A 21,879-nucleotide genomic window follows, 5' to 3' on the forward strand; every position below is an offset into this window, starting at 1 on the left:
GACAGGTTAGCAGCAGCCGCTGCCCGGGGCGCAGCAGGCTTCGGTGGCAGCCGGCGCGGCAGCCGTATCGAGCAGCGTGAAGGCCATGGGGGCGGTGGTCAGCACCTCGGCGGGCACGGCCTGGGCGGCCGGCGCAATGCAGCACTGGGCACTGGCGTCGGCCTGGTAGTCGTCGGCGTAGCGCGGGTCGTTGAACTCGGCGTCCTCGTGGAAGTAGTACACCTCCCACTCCGTACCGTCCGGGTCGTTCACCCAGAACTTGTCCTGCTTGGCGTAGCAGCAGGCCGTGCCCATTTCCTCGCGCTGCACCAGCCCGGCGGCTTTGGCCACCGCCAGCCGCTGCTGCAGCTGCGCCACGGTTTCGACCTGGAAGCCCAGGTGGCCGAAGTTGCTGGCCACCCGCGCCGGGTTCTGCACAAAGGAAATGATCAGCGAGGGCGCGTCGAGCACGTACTTGGCGTAGCCGGGCTTGATTTTGGTGGCCGGCTGCCCGAAAAAGGCATCGTAGAAGCCGATGGTAGCGGCCAGGTCGGCCACGTACAGGCTAACGTGCATGCGGGGAAAGAGGGTGGTTGTCATAGCGCAGAAAGGGTTGGAAAAAGTGAGAACAGAAAAGCGTCGGAGAGAAGCGTCGGAGGAAAAGCGGGGCCGGGTCAGCAGGCGCAGCCCGCGGGCCCGTCGCAGCAGGTGGCCTGCTCGAAGAAGCCGGCAAACTGCCGCTGCACCCGCGCCAGCAGCTCGGTGTCGAGGCAGTAGCACACGGTCAGCCCGTCGATGTCGCCGCGGATGAGGCCGGCCGCCTTCAGCTCCTGCAGGTGCTGCGACACGGTGGTGCGCGAGAGGGGCAGCTCGGCCGCGATGTCGCCCGAAATGCAGGTTTTGCGGGCCGCCAGCAGCTCGATGATGGCCACGCGGGCCGGGTGGCTCAGGGCCTTGGCCACCCGCGCCAGCTGCTGCTGGGCTTCGGTAAACTCGGTGAGCTTGGCGTAGGTCATGGGGTGGTTATGAAGTATGACGTAAACATACGTCATAGTCGGTTAAAAAGAAACCGCCGGGCCGCCATTTTTTCGGAGAAGAAAAACGGCAGCCCGGCGGGACGTTGATTAACAGCTCGTTAGTGGGAACGGTTGGTCGGATCGAAACCGGCCGTGTCGTCGCTGAGCGTGGGCGGGCGCGGGGTAGCGGTTTCGTCGCTGCCGTCGGAGTAGAGGCGGTCGGCCGTGTTGCGGGCCATGATCTGGCCGTGGGTTTCGCGGTTGAGCATGGCCGTGCTGCCGCCTTCGGTGTTGTTGTTTTCCTGGGCCGCGTCGGGGCGGTCCGAGGCGTCGCGGCGCGGCTGCTCGTCGGCGGGCTGCGGCTGTTGGGATTTGGCTGCCATGGTTGTGGAAACTAGGTTGGGTATGGCTTACCTGTACGTAGTCCGCGTCCGGGCGGACGAGCCGGCGGCTCCAGAGTCCGCCGCGACGGGCAACCAAAAGCCCCGGCGCGGGGCCGGGGCGAGTAGTTCGGTCGGGCTTAGTCGGCCCGCGCGTTGGGGTTTTCCTCGCCCGGCACGCGTTCCTCGTTGCCAAGGTGCTGCGAAGCGGGCTGGTTGAGGGCTGAAGTCAGGTCCGAGGTATCCGCATCAGGCGCGGGCTGGTCGAGAATCTGGCCGTAGGTTTCGCGGTCGAGCATGCTCTGCGAAGTGCCTTCGGAGTGGTCGGGGCTGGTAGCGGCGGCCGACTGCGGGCGTTGGGCGTCGGGGGCTTTTTCGGGAGTGTCCGGATGCATGGGAGGAAGATTGAGCGGTTAGTCGACGGGATACAGACTGTGGCAGGCCGGATCGAGCTGCTCCCAGTAGCGCACGCGCCGGGGAGCGGGGCGGGTGGCAACACCAGCAGCCGAGGCCGCCGCTGTAGGAACGGTGGGAGTGGGGCGCTGAGCCGACAAGGGCGTTTGCTCAGCGGGCGGGGAGGTAGGGTTTTGGTTCATAGGTAGATACGGGAAAAACCGACGGCTGTGGGACGCCGCCGCGTCCCTTCTACGCAAACGCCGCCCGAACGGACAGCCGCCCGCCCGCGTACAGGGGCCTGGTCGGCCGGGTTTGCCGCGCCGGCCCGGCCTTGTTGTTTTCCTTCTCTCTCCGAACCGTTGCGGCCATGCACGTCGAGCACCAAACCGAAGACCAGACGTTTTACCTCACTTCCCACGGCTACGAAGGCGAGCTGGCCTACAGCCGCCCCGCCGAGGGCGTGGTCGACTTCCAGCACACCTACGTCGATGAGCACCTGCGCGGGCAGGGCGCCGGCGAGGCCCTGGCCAAAGCCGCCCTCGACTGGGCCCGGCAGGAAGAACTGCGGGTGCGCACCAGCTGCCCCTACATGGCCAAGTTCGTGCAGCAGCACGCCGAGTACCAGGAGCTGCTGGACCAAGCCGACGGGAAATAAGCCGTTCGGCAGGCCGGTGGCGGTTTTTCGCCCAGCAGCCTTGGCCACGCCGCCCTGCCCCCAGGATAGCAGCCCGTAAAAGCCGATTTCCCCGACCTCTCTAAACGCAACGGCCGCTCCCGGATTCGGAAGCGGCCGTTTGCTGCGGCGCGTCGGGCCGTTACTGCTTCACCACTTTCAGGTGCTGCGGCCGCCCGTCGAGGAGCACCGTCAGCACGTAGAGGCCGGGAGCGGCGCGGCGCAGCGCCGCGCTCAGCCGGGCCGAGGCCTCCGACGACGCGAGCGGCGGGGTGCTGAGCACCACCCGGCCGGGCGCGGTGCGCAGCGTGAGCTGCAGCCGGGCGGTGGCCGGCAGTCCGTCGAGGCGCACGTCGCCGGTGGTGGGGTTGGGGTGGATGGCCAGCTCGGGGCCCGGGCCGGCGGCCACGTACTGCGGGGCGCTGTAGGTGGCCTTGCCGTCGAAGTCGGTCTGGCGCAGGCGGTAGTAGGCGGCGGCTGGCGCGGCCTCGTCGGCAAACGAGTAAGCTTGGCGCTGGGTGCTGGTGCCGCGCCCGGCCACCTGCCCGATGCGGCGGTACGCGCGTCCGTCACCGGATTTTTCCACCTCGAAGCCGGCGTTGTCCTGCTCCTGCGCCGTGGTCCAGCGCAGCTGCACCGTGGCCGGACCGCGGCGCTGGGCCACGAAATCGAGCAGGGTGACGGGCAGCACCGCGCCGCCCGTGCCGATGCTGAACGGCGAGAAGCTGCTCACGTCGGTGGCCGTGACGGTGTAAGGCCCGCTGCCGCTCACGGCCGTGGTTGAGTACGAGCCCCAGCTGCCGTTGCCGTTGTAGTGCAGCACGGCGGCGCGGCTGCGCTCAAAGCCGGCGTTTTCGTCCGGAGCATTCCACTGAAAGGTCAGCGCGGCCGTCAGCGCGGTGCTGGGGCTGATGTCCCAGGTCCGGTCGACGAAGGCGCTGGCCTGGGCGTGCGCGGCGCCGCTGGTACCGTTTTGCCGCACCCCGCCAAACACGCGCACCGGCACCGATGGGGCGGTATTGCCGGTGTTTTGCACCGTCAGCGGGGTGTAGCTGGCGCTGGTGCCCACTGGGTAGAGCAGCGTGGCGCCGGCCGGGGCCGGGCGCACCAGGGCGCCGCCGCTGGCCGCGTCGTTTTTGGTTACCACGTAGCGGCTGGCATCGGCCCCGCTGATGGTGGCGGTGCCGGCCAGCGTCAGGTTCTGGTCGCCGAGCAGCAGGTGGCCGGTGCGCAGCGTGAGGGTACCCGTCACGCTCGCCGGGGCCAGCAGCTGCACATCGGCGGCGTTGTCGATGGTCAGGTTGGCGAAGCTCAGGGCGCCGCCCAGCGTCTGGAGGCTGGAGCCGGCCAGCGCCACGGTGCCGCTGCCGGCGACGGTGCCGTGGTTGGTTAGGTTGCCGGTGAGGCGCAGGGTGCTGCCGGCCGCCAGGGTGAGGGTAGCGCCGCTTTCCACGGTGAGGCTGCGGGCCTGCAGGGTGCCGCTGCCGAGGGTGGGCATGTAGCTGCTGCCGGCCGGAATGAGCACGTCGGTGCCGGCTTCCGGCTGCCGGCCGCCTTCCCAGTTGCGGCAGCTGCCGGCGTCCGCGCTGTTGTCGTTGCCGGTCCAGATAGCCACCGTGTTGGCGGCCGGCGCCCCGATGGCCCCGAGCGTGGGCGGAGCCGTGTAAGTGGCCTTCACGTAGCAGCGCTGGCCGGCGTAGGTGCTGCTGGTGTTGCGCAGCTTAAGCACCAGCCAGTCGGTGGCAGTGGGCGTGTAGGTGCCGGTGAGGGTGCCGGCGCCGGTGGCGGCCTGCAGGCGGTTGCCCTGCCGGTCGTAGAGGCCGAAGGTCAGGTCGCGGCCGGTGCCGCCGTGCTCCGGGTACAGCTCGTAGCGCACGGGCTGGCCGCTCTGCACGTAGATTTTGCCCACCACGCGCTGGTTGGTGGAGTTATCGGGCAGGCGGCCGCCTTGGCCCAGGCTCTGGCAGTTCTGGTCGCCCAGGTCGTCGGCCAGCTCCCACTCCTGGATGGTGGCGGCGGCGCGGGCGGGCAGCACGTTGCTGCTGCCCTGGCCCTCGGGCGCCCACACCGAGTAGCCGCGGCGGCCGCCCAGGGCCGAGCCGTTGCAGGGCGGGGTGTTGATGCGCACGCGCTGGTCCTGGGGCACCACGTACACGTAGCTGCCGTTGGCGCCGGAGTAGTCGATCAGCCGGGTGTTGGGCGCGAAGTCCGAGTCGACGTAGGTTTCCTGCCAAGTGTCGTAGCTGTCGTTGATGCCGATAAGGGCCTTGGCGCCGCGCTCGATAACGAGGTGGTCGGCCTGCCGGGCGCGCACCTTGTAAGCCCCGTCCTTGAAGTGCAGGTTCTGGTGGCACCAGATCAGGTTCACCAGGTCGTCGCGCAGGGGCAGGTCGGCGGCTGAGGTGGGCAGGTGCGAAAACCTTTTGCCGGTGCCGCCCACGTTGAACAGGTCCTCGAAAAACACCTGCGGGTTGCCGTCGACGGCAAAGGCGGCGGCGTAGGCGGCCGAGAGGCGCGGGTCGAACGGGTCGATGTGCGGGGCCAGCTCCGAGCCGGTGTTCCAGCCGGTGTAGTTGCCGTCGGCGTCGAGCCGGGGCCGGAAGGTGTCGTGGTTGTTGACGAAGGGCACCGTGCGGTGCACGTACACGGCGCTGCTGCCCGAGCCGTACTGCGCCACCCGCCGGCCCTGCTGGTAGTCGGGCAGGCTGCCAATGTTGAAGCCCCCGTTGCCGCTCACCATGCCGTAGAGCCCGTCGCGCAGGCCGAAATCGAAGGTGCCCATCAGGAACTCCGAGCCGCCGTTCTGGCCCGTCACGTTGCCCACGTAGGCGTCCAGGTCGCCGCCCCCGCCCACGTACTCGCCCACGTTGAACATGGCCTCGCCGCCGTTGGCCCAGCCGGCCAGGTACTTCAGGTTGTAGCTCCAGTCCTGCTGGGCGGCGTAGCTGAAGTGCTTCACCGCGTCCCAGCGGAAGCCGTCGACGCCGGTTTGTTTCTTGAGCCACACCAGCCAGCTGCGGGCCTGGTCGCGCGAGTAGCCGGCGCCCTGCGGCGGGTTGTAGCTGCTGTTGGTGCTCGGGCCGTAGCCGTCGCTGCCGCCGTCGTCGGCGCCGTAGCAGAAGTCGGGGCCGAAGTGGGGGGCGGCCATGTCGCCGGAGGTGGTGTTGTGGCCGGCGTGGGCGTGAAAGTTGGGGTAGTTCTTGGTCCAGCGGCCCTGGCGCAGCAGATACTCCGCCGCGGTTTCGCCCGCCTCGGGCAGGGGCGTGGCGTAGCAGGCGTAGCGGAAGGTCTTGTAGCCGTTGTTGCTCGACATGGCGTACGGGTCCGGGTCCTGTCCGCCCGCGCCGCTGTTGGTGCCCGCCCCGTCGGCGTGGTTGAGCACCACGTCCTGAATGACCTCGATGCCGTTGGCGTGCAGCACGGCCACCAGGCGCAGCAGCTCGTCCTTGGTGCCCACGCGGGTACCGGTGGCGCCTTTCTGGTACTTGTCGCCCAGGTCGTAGTGGTCGAAGGGCGAGTAGCCCACGTCCGAGGTGGCGTTTTTGTTTTTGGCGGTCGGCGGAATCCACACCGCGTCGATGCCCAGGCTTTTGAGGCGCGGAGCCAGGTCGGCCAGGTAGTTGGCCCAGCCGGCGGGGTAGTTGCTGTTCCAGTAGTCCCACCAAAAGGCCTGGAGCACTACTTTCTTGTGGGTTTGCTGGGCCCAGAGCGGCTGCGCCAACAGCAGCAATAGGGCCAGGAGCAGCGGCCAGCGCCGGCCGCGGCGGGAGTAAGCGTCGAGCATACGCAACGGGTGGGATGTGGAAAGCAGGGGCGGAGCAGCCAATGCCGGGGTTAGCGGCGTTTGGCCTTGCAAGATACAATCAGGGCGGCGGCAATTGCAAAGCGGGTATAGGGCTAATAGTCAAGTTGTAAGCGTGGTGAATATTGCGTTGATTATTTACCAGGCCCCGGCCGTGCCCTGACTCGCTTCGGACTGCCTATAGCCGTTTCCTAACCGGCATAGCCAAGCCCGCGCTACACCGTTCCCGAAACCGCCTGCCCGGGCCGCCTGCAGATGAGCCGCAATAAAAAACGCCTCCCGAACGGGGAGGCGTTTTTTAGAAAATCGTGGAACAGCCGTGCCGAAACCGGCGGCCGCCCTTAGCGCTGTACGGCCAGGCGGGCGGCGTACTGCACCCCGGCCACCGTCACGCGCACCGAGTACAGGCCGGCGGGCAGCGTGGGCAGCTCCAGCGTGGTCACGTCGGCGCCGGTGAGGGCGCGAGTGGTCGTCAGCACCTCGCGGCCCAGCGCGTCATACAGGCCGATGCGGGCCGACTGGCGGCCGCTCAGACCCGGCAGGCGCAGCTGCACCGCGCCCGCGGCCGGGTTCGGGAATACCTCGATGCCCACGCCCAGCGCGTTCGGCTTGGTGGTAGCGGTGGTGGTGCAGGCCGTGCTGCTGTGGCTGCCCAGGCCCGTGAAGACGTCCACGCCCACGGCCGTCCAGCCGGCGGCGGCGGTGCTCCAGCGGGTGCTGCCCCCGGCCACGGTGGGCAGGCGGCGCAGGGTGTTGTTCAGGGTGGTGCCGCCGGTTACGGTCCAGTTGGCCTGCTGCCCGATTACGCCGATGATGTCCAGCGTGTCGGTGCCTTTAAACAGGGCCATGGCGTCGTCGCCGTTGAAATCCACCACGTTGTTGGTCACGTTGGCCACGGCCGTCACGGCCGCTACCGAGCCGGTGGTGGCCACCACGTAGGTGCCGCCCGCCGCGATGGTGCCGCTCAGCGTGTAGGGTGCCTGCGGGGTGGTGCTGCCGTTGGCGTAGCGCAGCAGGCGGTAGCTGCTCAGGTTAATCGAGCCGGCCGTGGGGTTGTAGATTTCCACGGCCCGCGTGGCGCCGCTCGATTCCACGTATTCCGTGAAGAACAGGTCCGAGCAGTTGCCGCCCCCGCCGGGCAGCGGCGCGTCGTCGTTGGTGATGGTGAGCACGTGGCTGGTGGGCGCGCCGACGGCTACCCCGCCCCCGCTGGGCGTCCCCAGCAGCAGGCGCACGGTTTCGTTGGCCTCCGACTGCGTGTCGCCGTTGATGGTCACCGTCACCGCCTGCGTGGTCACGCCCGTCGCGAAGCTCAGCGAGGTCGTGCTCAGGGTGTAGTCCGAGGCGTCGGCGGTGGTGCCGGCCGCATCCACCGTGATGGGCAGGGTGAAGGCGCCGGTGGGCGCGGCACCGCTCAGCACCACGTTCACCGTGTAAGTGCTGGTGCCCGCGTTGCCTTCCACGATGCTGCCCGTGGCCGCCGCGAAGCTCACCAGCGGGGGCTGGCCGTCGTCGTTGGTGATGGTCAGGTCGTGGGCGTTCGGCGAACCGACGGAGAGACCCGTCGAAGTGGTGCCGAGCGTCAGGCGCACGGTTTCGTTGGCTTCGGGCTGGGTGTCACCGTTGATGGTCACCGTCACCGTCTGCGAGGTCTGGCCGGCGGCGAAGGTCACCGTCTGCGTGGTGAAGGTGTAGTCCGAGGGGTTGGTGGCGGTGGAGTTGGCCGCGTCCACGCTCACCTGCACGGTTGCAGCGGTGGTCTGGGCCTGGCTCAGCGTGAGCGTGGCGGTGTAAGTGCTGGTGCCGGTGTTGCCCTCCCCGATGCTGCCCGCAGCGGCCGCGAAGCTCACCGTCGGGCCCGTCACGAAGCCCCAGGCGCGGGCCACCAGCGAGGGGTCCGCAATGTAGGGGTTGAAGTTGCCCTGGGCCTTGGCGGCGCGGCGGTTTCGCTCCCGTTCGCGGGCGTCCACCGGGTCGGCCAGGTGCCACTGGTAGAGGGTCTGCAGGTTGGCCAGCGCGGTAATCACGTCCTTGCCCGCGTCGAAGGTCTGCCCGGCGTGCATGGTGTAGAAATAGAAGGCCGTGCGGGCCAGGTTGCCCTTGTGGTCTTCGCGGGGCTCGAACATGGAGTTCGTATCCTCGCTCCATTCGGCGAGGTTGCTGGTCGGAATGCTGCTCTGGCTGGTGGTGTTGCGCATCCAGGTTTGCGTCTGCGCATCCGGAATCTCACCGAACATGTCGCTGCCGCGGTTGGAGTTCCACTGCGTGTAGGTGGGGTAGAGGTGGTGAATGTCGGAGCGCATCCGGCTCACCTCGTTAAACCACGACTGCGGAATGCTGTGCTCGCAGTTGATCAGGCCCACGTTGGCCGTGCTGGTGGCCGTCGAGTCGATGGTTTTGGGCACCGAGTAGCCGGAGTACACGCAGGTCAGCTGGCCGTTGAACACGTCCACGTAGTTGTACATCTTGCCGCGGGCCACGTCGTAGCCCAGGTCCACGCGCTTGCCGTCGTACCAGTTCTGGCGCAGCCAGTCGCGCAGGGCCACGCCCTGCAGGTTGGCGGGCGGCGAAGGCGGCAGAACCTGCGCCGTCGCCGTGCTCAGCACCAGGGCCGTAGCGGCCAGGGCCGCGCAGATGTGCTTAGCGAAGAAGTGCTTCATGCAATAGGTAAGTGTGTTGGGAAATGCAAAAGGATTTCAAAGGTCTTGAAATCCTTTAGTTACTCGCCTATGCAGGCCCAAAAAAAAGCGGCGGGTCACGGTTAAGTTTCCGTGACCCGCCGCGCGAGTGAGGGCAGTAGCCGGGCTTACATTTCCGACTTAGCCTTCATCTTGTCTTTTTTCTCCTTCATCTTGGTTTCCTTATCGGGCTTCATGCGGCGGCCTACGCGCATGTCATCCGCCGGCGCAACGGGCGTCGTCACGCCGCCCACGGTGGTCGTGGTGCCGCTCACCGGGTTGGTGTCGCCCGTAGGGTTCATGTCGGTGCCGCTGTTCATGGTGCCGGTGGCCGGCGTGGTCGTAGCGGGCGTGGTCGACATCGTGCCCGACGAGTTCATGGCCGGATCAGTGGTGGTGCCGGTAGCGGGCGTGGTCGGCGTGGTCGACATCGTGCCCGTGGCCGGGGTCGTGGTCGTTTCGGTGGTCGAGGAGTTCATCATCGAGCCGCCGCTGCTGCCGCTCATGGAGGCGTCGGTGGTGCCGTTCATGGGCTTCATCTTGGCCTTCATCTTGTCGCCAGCTTCCGACTTACCCTTCATCTTGGTATTGCCGTTGTCGTCGTCCTTGGACTTGGTTTTGGTGTCCATGTCCTTGGTTTTGGTCTTGGTGCCGTCGCTCGAAGTCTTGGTGGTTTGAGCTTCGGCTACCGTGCAGAGGGCCAGGCCCAGCGCGAGTACAGAAATGGTTTGCTTCAACATGACGGGTCTTGGTTGGGAGGTTAGAAAGGGAATCCTAGTGCCCCCTTATACGCACGCCATTCATTCTGGATAACGCCGGGGGTGCCAGACGGGCCTCCGCTGTCCCGCGCTGTACGCAAAAAAGCCCTTTCCGGCGCTTGGAAAGGGCTTTTTAGGAAAAGCGAAATTGCCGCTTAGCGGGCCGGCATCAGCACCGTGTCCACCACGTGGGTCACCCCGTTGCTCGATACCACGTTCGGAATGGTCACCGTGGCCATGCCGCCTTTGGTGTCGTGCAGCATCACTGCGTTGCCCTTTTTCATCACCGTCAGCGTTTCGCCTTCCACCGTAGTGAGCTTCTGTCCGTCCTTCAGGTCAGAAGCGAGGTAGCGGCCGGGCACTACGTGGTAGGTCAGCACGGTGGTGAGCTTGGCCTTGTTTTCGGGCTTTACCAGCGTCTCCACCGTGCCGGCGGGCAGCTTGCCGAAGGCCGCGTTGGTCGGGGCGAAGACCGTAAACGGCCCCGCGCCCTGCAGCGTGGGCACCAGGTCGGCGGCCTTTACGGCCGTTACCAGCGTGGTGTGGTCGGCCGAGCCGAGGGCGTTGGCCACGATGTCCTTGTCGGGCGTCATCATCGCGCCGCCTACCATCACGCCGGCCGAGGAGCCGGCCATGCTGCCGGAGGTGCCCATGCCGCCGCCGGTGGTGGTGCCGTTCATGGCCTTTTTGTCTTTGTCCTTCATTTTCACCCGGTCTTCCTTGGCCTTCATTTTGGTTTGGGCCTGGGCCGTGGCGGAATAGCCGGCCGTGAGGGCCAGCAGCAGGGCGGCGGTAAAAGCGTGCTTAAGCATGGTCGTAAGGTGTTGGTGTGGGTGAGATTGAACTGTACCCGACTTACGACGCCTGCCCCCCGACCGGATTGCTGCGCTACTCATCAACGCTCCAAAAGCCACCGCCCGGCTACCAGTGAAGGCGCCGGGCGGCAAGGGCAAGCAGCTTGAAAAGTGGCCACGCCAGGAATCGAACCTGGATCAAGAGCTTCGGAGACTCCTATACTATCCGTTGTACTACGTGGCCGGTAGTGGGCGACAAAAGTAGGCAAAAATGCGGCGCAGCCAAATCCCGGCGGCGTTTTCCTGAAAATTCCGCCCGCAACCTTCTATTCCGGTTGGCAGTTTAGTCTGATACCAACCCAAACCCTAATTCCGTTCCTATGGCTTCGTCCGAAAAGAAAACCTTGTATACCGCTGAGGCGCAGGCCGTCGGCGGCCGCAGCGGCCACGTGCGCTCCACCTCGGGCGTCATCGACCTCGACATGTCGGTGCCCGAAGGCCTCGGCGGCAAGCGCGGCGCCACCAACCCCGAAGAGCTGTTTGCCGCGGGCTACTCCTCGTGCTTTCAGCAGGCCCTGCTCGTCATTGCTCAGCGCGCCGGCGACCGGCTCGACCCCGAAACCACCGTCAACTGCTCCGTTTCGCTGTTCCAGGAGGGCGAGGGCTACGGCCTGAGCGCCATTCTCGACGTGGACCTGAAGAAGTTCGACGAGGCCAAAACCATCGAGATGGTGCGGCAGGCCCACCGCATCTGCCCGTACTCGGTGGGCACCCGCGGCAACATGGAAGTGGAGCTGCGCGTGAAAGGCCAGCCCCTGCCCGTGCAGGCTGAAGAAAACGCCGGCGTAGCGCAGAACGGCTAACCGATCCGCTCCAACGCAGCCGCGCCCGTCCGAAAGCTTCGGACGGGCGCGGTCGTTTTTTGGGGGTGTGCCGGGGTGGGCGGATCAGCGCAGCAGTTAGTCGATGGAGTTCAGGTGCTCCTGCGCCTGATGGGTTTCCAGCGGGTTCGGGTAGAACACGGCCGTGGAAGTCGTGTAGCGCATGCCGCTGAGCTTGGTGGTGCGGTGGAACATGGTCAGCTTCTTGGCCCCGATGGGCATCAGCATCAGGCTGCCGTTGCCGGTGCGTACGCCGTAGCGGTTGTCCAGCGGCGTATCGAAGTAGTACAGGTAAGGCTGCAGCCAGCGGTAATAGTACTTGATTTTGGCGTCGGTGGAGGTTTCGCCCGTCAGGCCGGCCGTTTTGTTGGCCAGCGCGTGCTGCAGCTCCACCGCGCTGATGGGGGCGCCGTTCAGCGTGGGCAGCACGTCCCACTGGCTGTCGACCACGGCCCACTTCTGAAATTCCTCCAGCCATACTTCCGTCAGCACGTGGCCGCCGGCCGAGCCGCGCTTGTCGGCGTCGGCAGCTTTCAGGAACAGCGGCCGGGCGGGCATGCCCATGGCAGTAAGTACTGCGGCCATCACGCGGCCGAACTCGATGCACTGCACCGACTTGCCCACCAGCGCGTCGTCGAGGATTTCCATCGGGTCCGTCTTGGTCGAGGCGATGCGGCCGTCGTGCACCAGGCGGTTATGCACCCACAGGCTCAGGGCCTTCACCTTGCCCAACGTCGTCGATTCGGTGGCGGCTACGGCCTCCAGACCGTACCGGTCGCGCAGGGTCTGCAGGTAAAAATCGTCGGGCGTGCTGTAGTGGAAGCTGTACGCGGCAATGGTGGTCGGGGTATTGCTGAAGGGCAGGGGCACCTCGAAGGAAGGCGCCGTCGACTGGGCCCACGCGGGGGAGCCCAGCCCTAGCCCAAGCAAAATCAACAGTCCCGTAAATGTTTTATGCATGGAGATGGATGGTTTACCGGGGTAGAGTGCCTGCAAACGGAAAAACCCGGTGGGGGGTTGGCAACTGCGGGCTGCCGTTGAGGGACCAGGTGAACTTGCCTTGCCGCGTTAATTCTCTGACCAACTGGGCAAAAGCCTACGGTTACGGTCAGAATTCAAAAACGAACAGAGCAAATATAACTCGTCCAATGTACGATATGATAAAAAATATATGTGATTGTTTTTTTAGAAATATTTTTGCAAAGCAAAGCCCCGCCGAGACTGTCGGCGGGGCTTTGCGGTACTGAGCGTAGGTGGGCCCCGGGCTTAAGCTTGTTGCTCTTGCATGGCCAGCACTTCCTTCACTTTCTGGGCGGCGTCCTTCAGCAGCACGGCCGAGTACACCTTCAGGCCCGACTCGTCGATGATGCGGGCGCCTTCCTCGGCGTTGGTCCCTTGCAGGCGCACGATGATGGGCACGCGAATGTCGCCGATGTTCTTGTAGGCTTCCACCACGCCGTTGGCTACCCGGTCGCAGCGCACGATGCCCCCGAAGATGTTGATCAGGATGGCCTTCACGTTCGGGTCTTTCAGGATGATGCGGAACCCGGCTTCCACGGTCTGGGCGTTGGCTCCACCCCCGACGTCGAGGAAGTTGGCCGGCTCGCCGCCGCTCAGCTTGATGATGTCCATCGTGGCCATGGCTAGGCCGGCGCCGTTCACCATGCAGCCCACGTTGCCGTCGAGCTTCACGTAGTTCAGGTTCGAGGCCGAGGCTTCCACTTCCAGCGGGTCTTCCTCGTTGGTGTCGCGCAGGGCGGCGAAGTCCTTGTGGCGGTACAGCGCGTTTTCGTCCAGCGTCACCTTGGCGTCCACGGCCAGGATCTTGTTGTCCGAAGTCTTGAGCACCGGGTTGATTTCGAACATGGCCGAGTCGGTGTCGTCGTAGGCCTTGTAGAGAGCCTGCACGAACTTCACCATCTCCTTGTACGCCTCGCCCGACAGGCCCAGGTTGAAGGCAATCTTGCCGGCCTGGAAGGGGCGCAGGCCCACGCGCGGGTCCACGTGCTCCTTCAGGATCTTGTCGGGATGCGCCTCGGCTACCTCCTCGATGTCCATCCCGCCCTCGGTGGTGTAGATGATAACGTTCTTGCCGGAAGCGCGGTCCAGCAGCACCGACATGTAGAATTCTTTGACGTCCGACTCGCCGGGGTAGTACACGTCCTGGGCGACCAGCACTTTGTGCACTTTGCGGCCTTCGGCGCCGGTCTGCTTGGTCACCAGCTGCATGCCGATGATCTGGCCGGCAATTTCACGCACCTGGTCAAGGTTTTTGGCCAACTTTACGCCGCCCCCCTTGCCGCGGCCACCCGCGTGGATCTGGGCTTTGATAACGTGCCAGCCGGTGCCGGTCTGCTCGGTGAGCTTTTTGGCGGCTTCCACCGCTTCCTCAGCCGTTTCGGCCACGATGCCTTCCTGCACGCGGACGCCGTAGCGCTTGAGGATGTCCTTGCCCTGATATTCGTGAATGTTCATACAGTGAACGAGAGTGGGTTTTCGGGTTCCGGAAATGTGCCCGCGAAAGTAGGCAATATTTTAGGTGGGAGGTAACATGTGACAAAGAACACGCAGGTAAGGTTTGAGAATCAGCTTTATAGATAGTTGGTGGCTTTTTGCACAAAAGTCAACCTCCCACAAGATAAGCCTGTCACCTGTCACCTAAAGAATACCAGCGGGCCATGACTTGCTCGGCGGGGCGGTGCTGGGGCGTGTAGTCGGTGCGGCGGCGGCCCATAGCGTCGGGCGGCAGGCCGGGGTACCACTTCCAGATGAACACGCCCGCCAGCCACGGCTGCCGCCAGCAGCTGCGAAACAGTGCCTCGTAGCAGGCGGCCTGCGTGGCGTCGTCCTCGGGCGCGGGGCGGCGCGGGTCGGGCCACTCCCAGGGGGCGGCAGCAGCCGTCGGGATGGAGCGGTAGCCGGCCTCGGTGAAGACGACCGGCTTGCCGTAGCGCTGCTGCACGCGGGCCAGGTCCTGCAAATGCGGCTGCCAGGCCCGGCGCAGCTCGGCGGTATCGGGCTGGGCGTTGGGGCTGAGCGGGAAGTAGGCCTGCACGCCGATAAAGTCCAGCGCGTCCCAGAAGCGAATCTGGTCGTACTCCTGGTGCCAGTTGGCGGCGTAGGTGAGCTGCCCGTGGTACACCCGCCGGATGTCGCCGATGAGCCGGCGCCACTCCGCCTCGTGCTCCACGGCGGCGTGCTTCAGCTCGGTGCCGATGCAGAGGGCCTCCATGTGGTGCTGCTCGGCCAGGCGGGCGTAGTGCAGAATAAAAGTCGAGTAGCTGCTGAACCAGCGCTGCCAGTCGGCGGCGCTGCGCATCTGCACCTGCCCGGGCCACTGGCCCCGGCTGCGCAGCCACAGGTGCGGTTTCAATAAGGTATGAATGCCGTGACGCCGGGCCAGTCGGGCCGTGTGCACTAGGCCGCTGTCGGCTTCGCCCCAGAAAATGCGCCGCGGCCGGCCGCTGCCGGTGTGCAGCACCACTTCCGGCGAGGCGGAGTCGGCCTGCCAGCCGAAGGGCGTCTGCGCAATCCACGTCACGTGGTTGCGCCGCAGGGCCCGGATTTCGTCCTCGGTGGTGGAGTCGGCCGCTACCCAGCTCACGCCGCGCAGCCGTTCGGCAAGCGGTACCAGGGGGCGGGCGGTGCGCGCGGCGGGCGGCGTGCACCGCCCGGCTCCGAGCAGGAAAAGCAGTGGTAGTAGGCCGCCGAGGCCGAGGTTGCGTATAAGCGGCCGGTTGCGCATGGGACCAAGATACGGGGCAACCCGCATCGGCCGGTTCTGCGTAGCTTTGCCCGGATCCGTTTTTCCTTTCTCCTAACTCCCCCGCCGGTTTGCTGCAGGCCGTCAACATCCGCAAACGCTACGGTTCGCTGGAAGTGCTCAAGGGCATCGACCTGACCATCGAAAAGTCCGAAATCGTGTCCATCGTCGGTTCGTCCGGCGCCGGCAAAAGCACCCTGCTCCACATCCTGGGTACGCTCGACACGCCCGACACCGGCGAGGTGCTCTTCGACGGCGAATCCGTCAGCACCCTGAAACGCTCCGAGCTGGCCAAGTTTCGCAACCGCCACATCGGCTTCGTGTTCCAGTTTCACAACCTGCTGCCCGAATTCACCGCCCTCGAAAACGTGTGCCTGCCGGCCTACCTGGCCGGGCGCTCCGAAAAGGAAACCCGGGTGCGGGCCCGCGAATTGCTGGGCATGCTCAACCTGGAGCGCCGCGCCGACCACAAGCCCTCGGAAATGTCGGGCGGCGAGCAGCAGCGCGTATCGGTGGCGCGGGCGCTGATCAACTCGCCCGAAATCATCTTTGCCGACGAGCCCTCGGGCAACCTCGACTCGAAGAACGCGGCCGAGCTGCACCAGATTTTCTTTCTGCTGCGCAAGGAACTGGGCCAGACCTTCGTCATCGTGACCCACAACGACCAGCTGGCCGCCATGGCCGACCGCACCATCACCATGCGCGACGGGCACATTCTGGAATAGCCGCCCGCAGCCCAATTGGCTAGCGCACCCCGTAAGCCGCCGCGTCAGGTAGACGCGGCGGCTTTTTTTGCGTATCGACTGGCGGGAACGGCTTGTCCGCTATCGAGCGACGCGCATCGATTTTCGGGCACTTCGGGGCCGGGAAAAATGTTCTGCTAATGTCGTTAGCTTTCATGTTTTTGAATACTAGGTATAAGTTGCTGATTGTCAGATACAAAATTTACTAAAAAATACGCTGATTTTTGCACCTTTGGGTGGGTCGATGCGTTATCTTTACGTAACACAGAACGTACTACAGGGACTAAAGAACAAAGCCATGACTGAGGCACAAAAAGACAACACCAAAGCACCGATTCGCAAGCCGAAAGCCGAGAGCTACGACATCTCGCGTTCGGACGAGACGTTGACCTTGGCCAAAGACTTGGCGAACTTCATCAAGGAAAACAAGCTCACGACTTCCGTGCAGGGCAAAGAGTTTGTGAACGTGGAAGGCTGGCAGTACGCCGGCTCGCGCCTGGGCATCGTGCCCATCGTCGACCACGTCATCAACATGAGCACCGACTCGGAAATCAAGTACCAGGCCAAGGTGACGCTGTTTGACCTGCGCAGCCAGCACACCGTCGGCGCCGGCTTCGCTATCTGCTCGAACAAGGAGCAGGGCAAGAAATTCTACCAGGAATTTGCCATTGCCTCCATGGCGCAGACCCGCGCTATCGGTAAGGCCTACCGCAACATCCTGGCCTGGATTATCCGCGCGGCCGGCTACGAGCCCACCCCGGCCGAGGAAATGGAGTACGGCGGCAACACGCCCGACGTCCGCCCGCAGCCCGTGGCCACCGAGCCCGCGCCGATGAAGGCCGTGGTGACCGAGCAACCCGCGCCGGCCGTAGCCGAGCCGCTGGCCCCGGCCGCTTCCAACCCGGCTTACGCCACGGCTCAGCAGAAAGAGGAAATCATCCGCCTGCTCAACCACCCGGTGGTGACGCGGCAGGAGAAGACCAAGATGCTGCTGAACATCAATAAACTCGACCAGGAGCGCGCCACCCAGGCCATTGCCAACCTGAAGAAGACCATCGACGACCGTGAGAACGGTCAGGTGGCCGCCTAACAAGCTTTAGTGACGTATTGATAGATTGGGAAAGCCCGGCTTCGCAAGAGGCCGGGCTTTTTCGTGTGCCGATGGCTACACCTGCCTGGCCGTCATTGCGAGCGAAACGCGGCACCCGCAGGAAGGCGTAGCCAATCTTTCCTCTAGCAGTACCGCCAACGCAACCCATTCTACCTGACAAGGGCACCGCCCGGAACTGGGCAACGGTGGTTTTGGGCAGTGCCCATTTGGCGGTTGGCACGTTGGCCAGGACCGATTGGCTACGCCTGCTTACAGTTGCTTTGCTCGCAATGACAATCGGTGCCACCGCTTGCTACTGGCAACACTGCTGGGGCGGCCGTATCTTCGCCGTCCCAAAATCAGCTATCCGCCGTGTCTGCTCCTACCGAAGATATTCTGTCCGTTCTGCGCCAGCACTGGGGGCACCGGGCGTTTCGGCCGGGGCAGGAGGATATTATTCGCTCGGTGTTGGCCGGGCAGGATACGCTGGCCTTGCTGCCCACGGGCGGCGGTAAGAGCGTCTGCTTTCAGGTGCCCACGCTGGCGCGGGAAGGGCTGTGCCTGGTCATCTCGCCGCTGATTGCGCTGATGAAGGACCAGGTGGAAAACCTGCGCAAGCGCGGCATCAAGGCCGAGGCGGTGTACGCGGGCATGAGCCACCGCGACATCGACCAGACGCTGGACAATTGCGTGTACGGGCCGGTGAAGTTCCTCTACGTGTCGCCCGAGCGGCTGCTGACGGACATGTTCCGGGCCCGCGCGCCCAAGATGAAGGTGCAGCTTATTGCCGTCGACGAAGCGCACTGCCTCTCGCAGTGGGGCTACGACTTCCGCCCGCCCTACCTGCAAATCAGCGCCCTGCGTGAGCTGCTGCCGGGCGTGCCGGTGCTGGCCCTCACCGCCACGGCCACCGAAGAAGTGCGCCGCGACATCCGGGAGAAGCTGAACTTTGGGCCGACGGGGCAGACGTTTCAGCGCAGCTTTCAGCGGCCCAACCTTTCGTACTCGGTGCTCGAAACCGAGGACAAGCTGCAGCGCCTGCTGCAGGTGCTACGCGGGGTGGGACCCGGCAAGACGGCCGTAGTGTACGCCCGCACCCGCAAGCAAACCGAAATGGCCGCCGCCTGGCTGCAGCAGCACGGCCTGAGCGCCGCCGCCTACCACGCCGGCCTGCCCGCCGAGCAGCGCAGCCGCGTGCAGCAGGAGTGGACCAATGATAAAACGCGCATCGTGGTGGCCACCAACGCCTTCGGCATGGGCATCGACAAACCCGACGTGCGCTGCGTCATCCACCTCGACGCGCCCGATTCGCTGGAGGCCTACTACCAGGAAGCCGGCCGCGCCGGTCGCGACGAGCTGTACGCCTTTGCCGTGCTGCTCTGGGCCCCCAACGACGCCGACGAAATGCGCCGCCGCGTGCTGCAGAGCCATCCGCCCCTCGACGTGGTGCGGCGCGTGTACCAGGCCCTGGCCAACTACTCGGGCACGGCCGTGGGCGGGGGCGAGCTGGTGGCCTTCGACTTCGACCTCGGCGCCTTCGCCAGCACCTACCGCCTCAAGCCCCTGGACGTGCACAACTCTCTGCGCACCCTGGAAAAAGCCGGCCTCGTGCAGCTCAACGAAGCGGTGAACAACCCGGCCAAGGTGTTCATTCCCATCGACGCGCGCGACCTGTACCGCTTTCAGGTGGCCAACGTGCGCCACGACCAGCTCATCAAGGCCATTCTGCGGCACTACGGCGGCGAGGTGTTCAGCAGCTTCATCAGCGTGTCGGAGGGGCAGCTGAGCCAGACGTTGCGCTGGAGCACCGTGGAAGTGCGCAAGACGCTGGAGTTTCTGCACAAGTCGGGCATCGTGCAGTACCAGCCGCGCCACGACTCGCCCCAGGCCCTCTTCACCACCCCGCGCCTCGACGTGGCCCGCCTGCCGCTCGACGCGCGCAGCCTCGACGCGGCCCGCGACCGGGACGTGCTTAAAACCGAAGCCGTCATTCGCTACGCCGCGGGCACGCACTGCCGCCAGCAGATGCTGCTGGAGTACTTCGGCGAGCTGGACAGCACCCGTTGCGGCATCTGCGACCATTGCCTGGCCGAAAAGCGCCACCAGCAGCGGCCCGTGGTGGCCGCCGACCTGCGCAGCCAGGTGCTCAGCCAGCTGCGCACTGCCCCGCAGACCCCGCGCGAGCTGTTGGCCGGTTTCGCGCCCGCCCAGGCCGATGCGCTGACGGCCCTGCTGCGCGACCTGGTCGACACCGGGCAGCTGCGCTACACGGCCGGCGGGCAGCTGGCCGTGGCCTGAGGCGCAGAACATGCGAAGCGGCTGGGCGACAAAAAAAGAACGTCATTCCGAGCAGAGCGAAGAATCTCGCGTGCGGCGGTCAGCTAGTAAAACTTCCGTTGAGCGAGAAGAATACTACCGGACGTCAGCACGCGAGACGCCTCGCGCAAGCTCGAAATGACGTTCTGCTTTGCTCAGAACAACGTTCTGGCGGTTGTCAACGGAAGCCTAACCGGCGTTGTAGGCCGAGATGCCGCCCAGCAGGTTGCGCACCTTGTCGAAGCCGTGCTGCTGCAGCAGGGCCTTGGCCGTGGCCGAGCGGCCGCCACCCTTGCAGTGCACCACGATTTCCTGGTGCTTCAGGTCTTCCAGCTCTTCGATTTTGCCGGGCAACTCGCCCAGCGGAATGTTTTGGCTGCCGTCGATGCGCGTTTCCTCGTACTCCCACGGCTCGCGCACGTCGATGATAACGGGAGTCTGGTTTTGCTGCTGACGCTCTTTCAGTTCGGCGGGGGTGATGTCGTTCATGGAGGGAGGAGAAAGTGAAAAACGGATGGGCCCCGCAGCGGTGAAGCGTTGGGGCCCACTAAACAAGCGAATTCAGGCGAAGTTGCGCGGCCTCAGGGCTGCAGCACCACGCGCTGCGTGCCCACGGCGCCGTCGGGGAGGGTGAGGCGCAGCACGTATACACCGGCCGGCAGCCGGCGCAGATCCAGCTGGCCCTGGCCGGCCTGGGCGGCGGGCTGCTCCCACACCGGGCGGCCCAGCGCATCGAGGGCCACGGCGCGGGTGTAGCGGCCCTGCACCTGCACCAGGCCCGTGCTGGGGTTGGGGTAAATCGTCACGGCGGCATCGGCGGCGGCGCTGTGGGCGCTGCTGACCAGGCTCGACATGACGGGCCGCAGCATGGGGGCAAACGTGGCGGCGCGGTCCGTCCAGGCGTTGTTTTCGCGGTCAAACAACGTCAGGCGCGGCAGGCGGCTGTTCAGGTCGGCCCCGAACTGGATAAACAGCGTGGTGTTGGCCGGCTGGGTGTAGCCGATGAAAAACGTACCGCTGACGGCCACCGGCTGGCTAAACGTCACCTCGCGGAAACCGCCGGCCGCGACGCTGGTCGGCAGGCTCTCGGTGACGGTGGCCTTGGGCGTGGCGTTCGGCTGGCCGTTGGCGGCGGCATCCCACACGCCAAAGGTTACCGCCGTGGCGGCCGGGATGCTGCCGCTGCCGCTGGCGCCGGCGTAGTAGTAGCGAATTTTTAGCACCTGGTCCGGTCGGTTCAGCTCGAAGCGAATGGCCCGGGAGGTGGGCAGGCTGCTGCCCTGCGCCAGGATGGCGGTGCCTTCGGCCGAGCCATCGTCGTAGGCGTAGTAATTGCCAAACTCGGTTACGCGGCGCACCGTGTCGTTGGGGGAGCCCGCGCCCGAAAGCAGCGAGAGGTGGACGCTATGCTGCACGCGCGTGCCGCTGCCAACCGCCAGCGGTACGCCCCGCACCGAGCCGCCCAAGCGCGTTTGCTTGGCGCCGGCTGCGCTGAAGGCTGACCCGGTCAGAAACTGCGTTTCGGGGCCGGCGGGCAGTACGCGCACCGTGCCTTGGTACGAGTACGGGGTGCCGACTACCAGCGTGTCGAGGTTGTTGAGGGTGGTGAAGGCGCTGTCGTTCAGCTCCTGCGCGGGGTTGGCGGCGGCGTTGTACTGCCAGGCGGGCATGGCCGCGTAGCGCTTCAGCAGCGAGGAGAGCGGCGCGCTGAGCACCAGGTCGGCGTAGGAGACGGAGGCGGTGTCGCGGTTGCGGTCGAGCAGCAGGTAGTCCAGGTTCCAGGTGTCGCGGGTGCCGTTGAGGTTGCCGTAGCTGCGGAAGCGGAAGCGGAAGCCCGCGTGGAAGTAACGCGCGTCGTTGACGGCAATGAAGCGCTGCCGAAACCGCGTCAGGGTTTTCAGGTTCGTACCCTGCCCGAACAGCAGGCTGGGATTGTACCACACCTGGCGCCAGGTGCCGGTGTTGTCGAGAAATTCCAGCACCAGGCGCACCTGCCGGCTACCCCGCTCGTCGTTGGGCCCGCCCACGATGGAGCCCGTCTGCCAGTAAAAGCTCAGGTAGGTCCGGTCGCCGGGCCGGCCGGCGCTCAGGTCAATGGCCTGCGACGTGAGCACGTCGGTAAGGCCGTAGAAGCTGGGCAGGCCGTAGGAGCGGCCCAGGGAGTCGAGGCCGTCGAAGGTGGCCATGCCGCGGGAGGGCGGCGCCTGCGAAAACCGCTCGTTGACGAGCACGTTGCCGTCCTTCCAGCGGGTGCGGTTGGGCTTGCCTTCGGGCTGCCCGGCGAAGTCCTCGAAAAAGGGCAGGGCCAGCGCGGTGGTGGTGGCGGTGCCGCGGGCTGCCATGCCGGGGGCCACGGCGCGGGCACGGGCGGGGTCGGCGGGCAGCGGGAGCAGCTGTTGGGCGTGCAGTGCCGCCGGCAGGCCGCAGCAGGTCAGCAGGCAGGCCCACACAAACAGGGGTAAACGTAGCCGATAGTTCATGAGCGGGGTTAAGTTACGCACCCCAAACGAGCCAGTACGGGAAAAGATTTTGTCGCCGGCGAAAAACCTGCGGCCGCCCGGGCACAAAAAAGCCGCCCGGAATGCTCCAGGCGGCTTTTTTTACGGATAG

The 21,879-nt window shown here is 65.6% G+C and carries 19 protein-coding genes and 1 tRNA gene; 5 read left to right on the forward strand and 15 right to left on the reverse strand.

Features of this window, described 5'->3' with window-relative positions; all coding sequences use genetic code 11:
- Positions 1-6 precede the first annotated feature (6 nt).
- From DLM85_RS15855 to DLM85_RS25100, 5 genes are all read right to left on the reverse strand, one after another.
- Positions 7-579 (reverse strand): ArsI/CadI family heavy metal resistance metalloenzyme, encoded by a 573-nt coding sequence (locus DLM85_RS15855; protein ID WP_111479076.1) that lies wholly within the window; start codon positions 577-579, stop codon positions 7-9.
- Between the two features lie 74 nt (positions 580-653).
- The gene (locus DLM85_RS15860; RefSeq protein WP_111479077.1) at positions 654-995 is read right to left on the reverse strand and encodes an ArsR/SmtB family transcription factor; all 342 of its coding nucleotides are present in this window, start codon (positions 993-995) and stop codon (positions 654-656) included.
- A gap of 119 nt (positions 996-1,114) precedes the next feature.
- Positions 1,115-1,378, reverse strand: coding sequence for a hypothetical protein (locus DLM85_RS15865; protein WP_111479078.1), 264 nt, complete (start codon positions 1,376-1,378; stop codon positions 1,115-1,117).
- Between the two features lie 137 nt (positions 1,379-1,515).
- Entirely contained in the window at positions 1,516-1,770 is a 255-nt protein-coding gene (locus DLM85_RS15870; protein ID WP_111479079.1) for a hypothetical protein, read from the reverse strand.
- An 18-nt stretch (positions 1,771-1,788) separates the two neighbouring features.
- The gene (locus tag DLM85_RS25100; protein WP_133257090.1) at positions 1,789-1,971 is read right to left on the reverse strand and encodes a DUF1674 domain-containing protein; all 183 of its coding nucleotides are present in this window, start codon (positions 1,969-1,971) and stop codon (positions 1,789-1,791) included.
- Positions 1,972-2,138: 167 nt separating this feature from the next.
- Here DLM85_RS25100 and DLM85_RS15875 point away from each other — a divergent pair, with 167 nt between their 5' ends.
- On the forward strand, positions 2,139-2,426 hold the full coding sequence (locus tag DLM85_RS15875; RefSeq protein WP_111479080.1) for a GNAT family N-acetyltransferase: 288 nt from the start codon (positions 2,139-2,141) through the stop codon (positions 2,424-2,426).
- A 160-nt stretch (positions 2,427-2,586) separates the two neighbouring features.
- Here DLM85_RS15875 and DLM85_RS15880 read toward each other — a convergent pair whose 3' ends face one another.
- From DLM85_RS15880 to DLM85_RS15900, 5 genes are all read right to left on the reverse strand, one after another.
- Positions 2,587-6,228, reverse strand: coding sequence for an alpha-amylase family glycosyl hydrolase (locus DLM85_RS15880; RefSeq protein ID WP_111479081.1), 3,642 nt, complete (start codon positions 6,226-6,228; stop codon positions 2,587-2,589).
- A gap of 359 nt (positions 6,229-6,587) precedes the next feature.
- Entirely contained in the window at positions 6,588-8,906 is a 2,319-nt protein-coding gene (locus DLM85_RS15885; protein ID WP_111479082.1) for an endonuclease, read from the reverse strand.
- 146 nt (positions 8,907-9,052) lie between these two features.
- Complete coding sequence (locus tag DLM85_RS25520; RefSeq protein WP_165822159.1) at positions 9,053-9,664, reverse strand: hypothetical protein; 612 nt, start codon at positions 9,662-9,664, stop codon at positions 9,053-9,055.
- Positions 9,665-9,837: 173 nt separating this feature from the next.
- Positions 9,838-10,335 (reverse strand): fasciclin domain-containing protein, encoded by a 498-nt coding sequence (locus tag DLM85_RS15895; protein ID WP_243635986.1) that lies wholly within the window; start codon positions 10,333-10,335, stop codon positions 9,838-9,840.
- Positions 10,336-10,648: 313 nt separating this feature from the next.
- Positions 10,649-10,720, reverse strand: a tRNA-Arg gene (locus tag DLM85_RS15900).
- 136 nt (positions 10,721-10,856) lie between these two features.
- Between DLM85_RS15900 and DLM85_RS15905 the strand changes: the two genes are divergently transcribed.
- A complete protein-coding gene (locus DLM85_RS15905; RefSeq protein WP_111479083.1) occupies positions 10,857-11,339 on the forward strand; it encodes an Ohr family peroxiredoxin in 483 nt (160 codons plus the stop codon).
- A gap of 96 nt (positions 11,340-11,435) precedes the next feature.
- Here the strand turns inward: DLM85_RS15905 and DLM85_RS15910 are convergent, their stop codons facing one another.
- From DLM85_RS15910 to DLM85_RS15920, 3 genes are all read right to left on the reverse strand, one after another.
- Positions 11,436-12,317 (reverse strand): transglutaminase-like domain-containing protein, encoded by an 882-nt coding sequence (locus tag DLM85_RS15910; RefSeq protein ID WP_111479084.1) that lies wholly within the window; start codon positions 12,315-12,317, stop codon positions 11,436-11,438.
- 306 nt (positions 12,318-12,623) lie between these two features.
- The gene (gene sucC / locus DLM85_RS15915; RefSeq protein ID WP_111479085.1) at positions 12,624-13,832 is read right to left on the reverse strand and encodes an ADP-forming succinate--CoA ligase subunit beta; all 1,209 of its coding nucleotides are present in this window, start codon (positions 13,830-13,832) and stop codon (positions 12,624-12,626) included.
- Between the two features lie 172 nt (positions 13,833-14,004).
- The gene (locus DLM85_RS15920) at positions 14,005-15,102 is read right to left on the reverse strand and encodes a glycoside hydrolase family 113 (RefSeq protein WP_111479086.1); all 1,098 of its coding nucleotides are present in this window, start codon (positions 15,100-15,102) and stop codon (positions 14,005-14,007) included.
- Between the two features lie 89 nt (positions 15,103-15,191).
- On the opposite strand from DLM85_RS15920, the gene DLM85_RS15925 reads away from it, so the two are divergent.
- The 3 genes from DLM85_RS15925 to DLM85_RS15935 all read left to right on the forward strand — a co-directional run bounded on the left by DLM85_RS15925 (position 15,192) and on the right by DLM85_RS15935 (position 19,251).
- Positions 15,192-15,845, forward strand: a complete 654-nt coding sequence (locus tag DLM85_RS15925) for an ABC transporter ATP-binding protein (protein WP_111479087.1) — start codon at positions 15,192-15,194, stop codon at positions 15,843-15,845.
- A 316-nt stretch (positions 15,846-16,161) separates the two neighbouring features.
- Positions 16,162-16,953, forward strand: a complete 792-nt coding sequence (locus tag DLM85_RS15930; protein ID WP_111479088.1) for a hypothetical protein — start codon at positions 16,162-16,164, stop codon at positions 16,951-16,953.
- A gap of 372 nt (positions 16,954-17,325) precedes the next feature.
- Positions 17,326-19,251 carry a RecQ family ATP-dependent DNA helicase gene (locus DLM85_RS15935; protein ID WP_111479089.1) on the forward strand — a complete coding sequence of 642 codons (1,926 nt, stop codon included), beginning with the start codon at positions 17,326-17,328 and terminating at the stop codon, positions 19,249-19,251.
- Positions 19,252-19,458: 207 nt separating this feature from the next.
- Here the strand turns inward: DLM85_RS15935 and DLM85_RS15940 are convergent, their stop codons facing one another.
- Positions 19,459-19,758 (reverse strand): rhodanese-like domain-containing protein, encoded by a 300-nt coding sequence (locus DLM85_RS15940; protein ID WP_111479090.1) that lies wholly within the window; start codon positions 19,756-19,758, stop codon positions 19,459-19,461.
- Between the two features lie 92 nt (positions 19,759-19,850).
- Positions 19,851-21,749 (reverse strand): T9SS type A sorting domain-containing protein, encoded by a 1,899-nt coding sequence (locus DLM85_RS15945; protein WP_133257091.1) that lies wholly within the window; start codon positions 21,747-21,749, stop codon positions 19,851-19,853.
- Between the last annotated feature and the right edge of the window lie 130 nt (positions 21,750-21,879).

Origin of the sequence: Hymenobacter edaphi (assembly GCF_003258365.1) — a bacterium.
Taxonomy (GTDB): Bacteria; Bacteroidota; Bacteroidia; order Cytophagales; family Hymenobacteraceae; genus Solirubrum; species Solirubrum edaphi.

What these genes read in the sequence shown, in the direction of transcription:
- DLM85_RS15855 (WP_111479076.1), bottom strand. Translation starts at nt 579, where the DNA reads ATGACAACCACCCTCTTTCCCCGCATGCACGTTAGCCTGTACGTGGCC.
- DLM85_RS15860 (WP_111479077.1), bottom strand. Translation starts at nt 995, where the DNA reads ATGACCTACGCCAAGCTCACCGAGTTTACCGAAGCCCAGCAGCAGCTG.
- DLM85_RS15865 (WP_111479078.1), bottom strand. Translation starts at nt 1,378, where the DNA reads ATGGCAGCCAAATCCCAACAGCCGCAGCCCGCCGACGAGCAGCCGCGC.
- DLM85_RS15870 (WP_111479079.1), bottom strand. Translation starts at nt 1,770, where the DNA reads ATGCATCCGGACACTCCCGAAAAAGCCCCCGACGCCCAACGCCCGCAG.
- DLM85_RS25100 (WP_133257090.1), bottom strand. Translation starts at nt 1,971, where the DNA reads ATGAACCAAAACCCTACCTCCCCGCCCGCTGAGCAAACGCCCTTGTCG.
- DLM85_RS15875 (WP_111479080.1), top strand. Translation starts at nt 2,139, where the DNA reads ATGCACGTCGAGCACCAAACCGAAGACCAGACGTTTTACCTCACTTCC.
- DLM85_RS15880 (WP_111479081.1), bottom strand. Translation starts at nt 6,228, where the DNA reads ATGCTCGACGCTTACTCCCGCCGCGGCCGGCGCTGGCCGCTGCTCCTG.
- DLM85_RS15885 (WP_111479082.1), bottom strand. Translation starts at nt 8,906, where the DNA reads ATGAAGCACTTCTTCGCTAAGCACATCTGCGCGGCCCTGGCCGCTACG.
- DLM85_RS25520 (WP_165822159.1), bottom strand. Translation starts at nt 9,664, where the DNA reads ATGTTGAAGCAAACCATTTCTGTACTCGCGCTGGGCCTGGCCCTCTGC.
- DLM85_RS15895 (WP_243635986.1), bottom strand. Translation starts at nt 10,335, where the DNA reads ATGGGCACCTCCGGCAGCATGGCCGGCTCCTCGGCCGGCGTGATGGTA.
- DLM85_RS15905 (WP_111479083.1), top strand. Translation starts at nt 10,857, where the DNA reads ATGGCTTCGTCCGAAAAGAAAACCTTGTATACCGCTGAGGCGCAGGCC.
- DLM85_RS15910 (WP_111479084.1), bottom strand. Translation starts at nt 12,317, where the DNA reads ATGCATAAAACATTTACGGGACTGTTGATTTTGCTTGGGCTAGGGCTG.
- sucC (WP_111479085.1), bottom strand. Translation starts at nt 13,832, where the DNA reads ATGAACATTCACGAATATCAGGGCAAGGACATCCTCAAGCGCTACGGC.
- DLM85_RS15920 (WP_111479086.1), bottom strand. Translation starts at nt 15,102, where the DNA reads ATGCGCAACCGGCCGCTTATACGCAACCTCGGCCTCGGCGGCCTACTA.
- DLM85_RS15930 (WP_111479088.1), top strand. Translation starts at nt 16,162, where the DNA reads ATGACTGAGGCACAAAAAGACAACACCAAAGCACCGATTCGCAAGCCG.
- DLM85_RS15940 (WP_111479090.1), bottom strand. Translation starts at nt 19,758, where the DNA reads ATGAACGACATCACCCCCGCCGAACTGAAAGAGCGTCAGCAGCAAAAC.
- DLM85_RS15945 (WP_133257091.1), bottom strand. Translation starts at nt 21,749, where the DNA reads ATGAACTATCGGCTACGTTTACCCCTGTTTGTGTGGGCCTGCCTGCTG.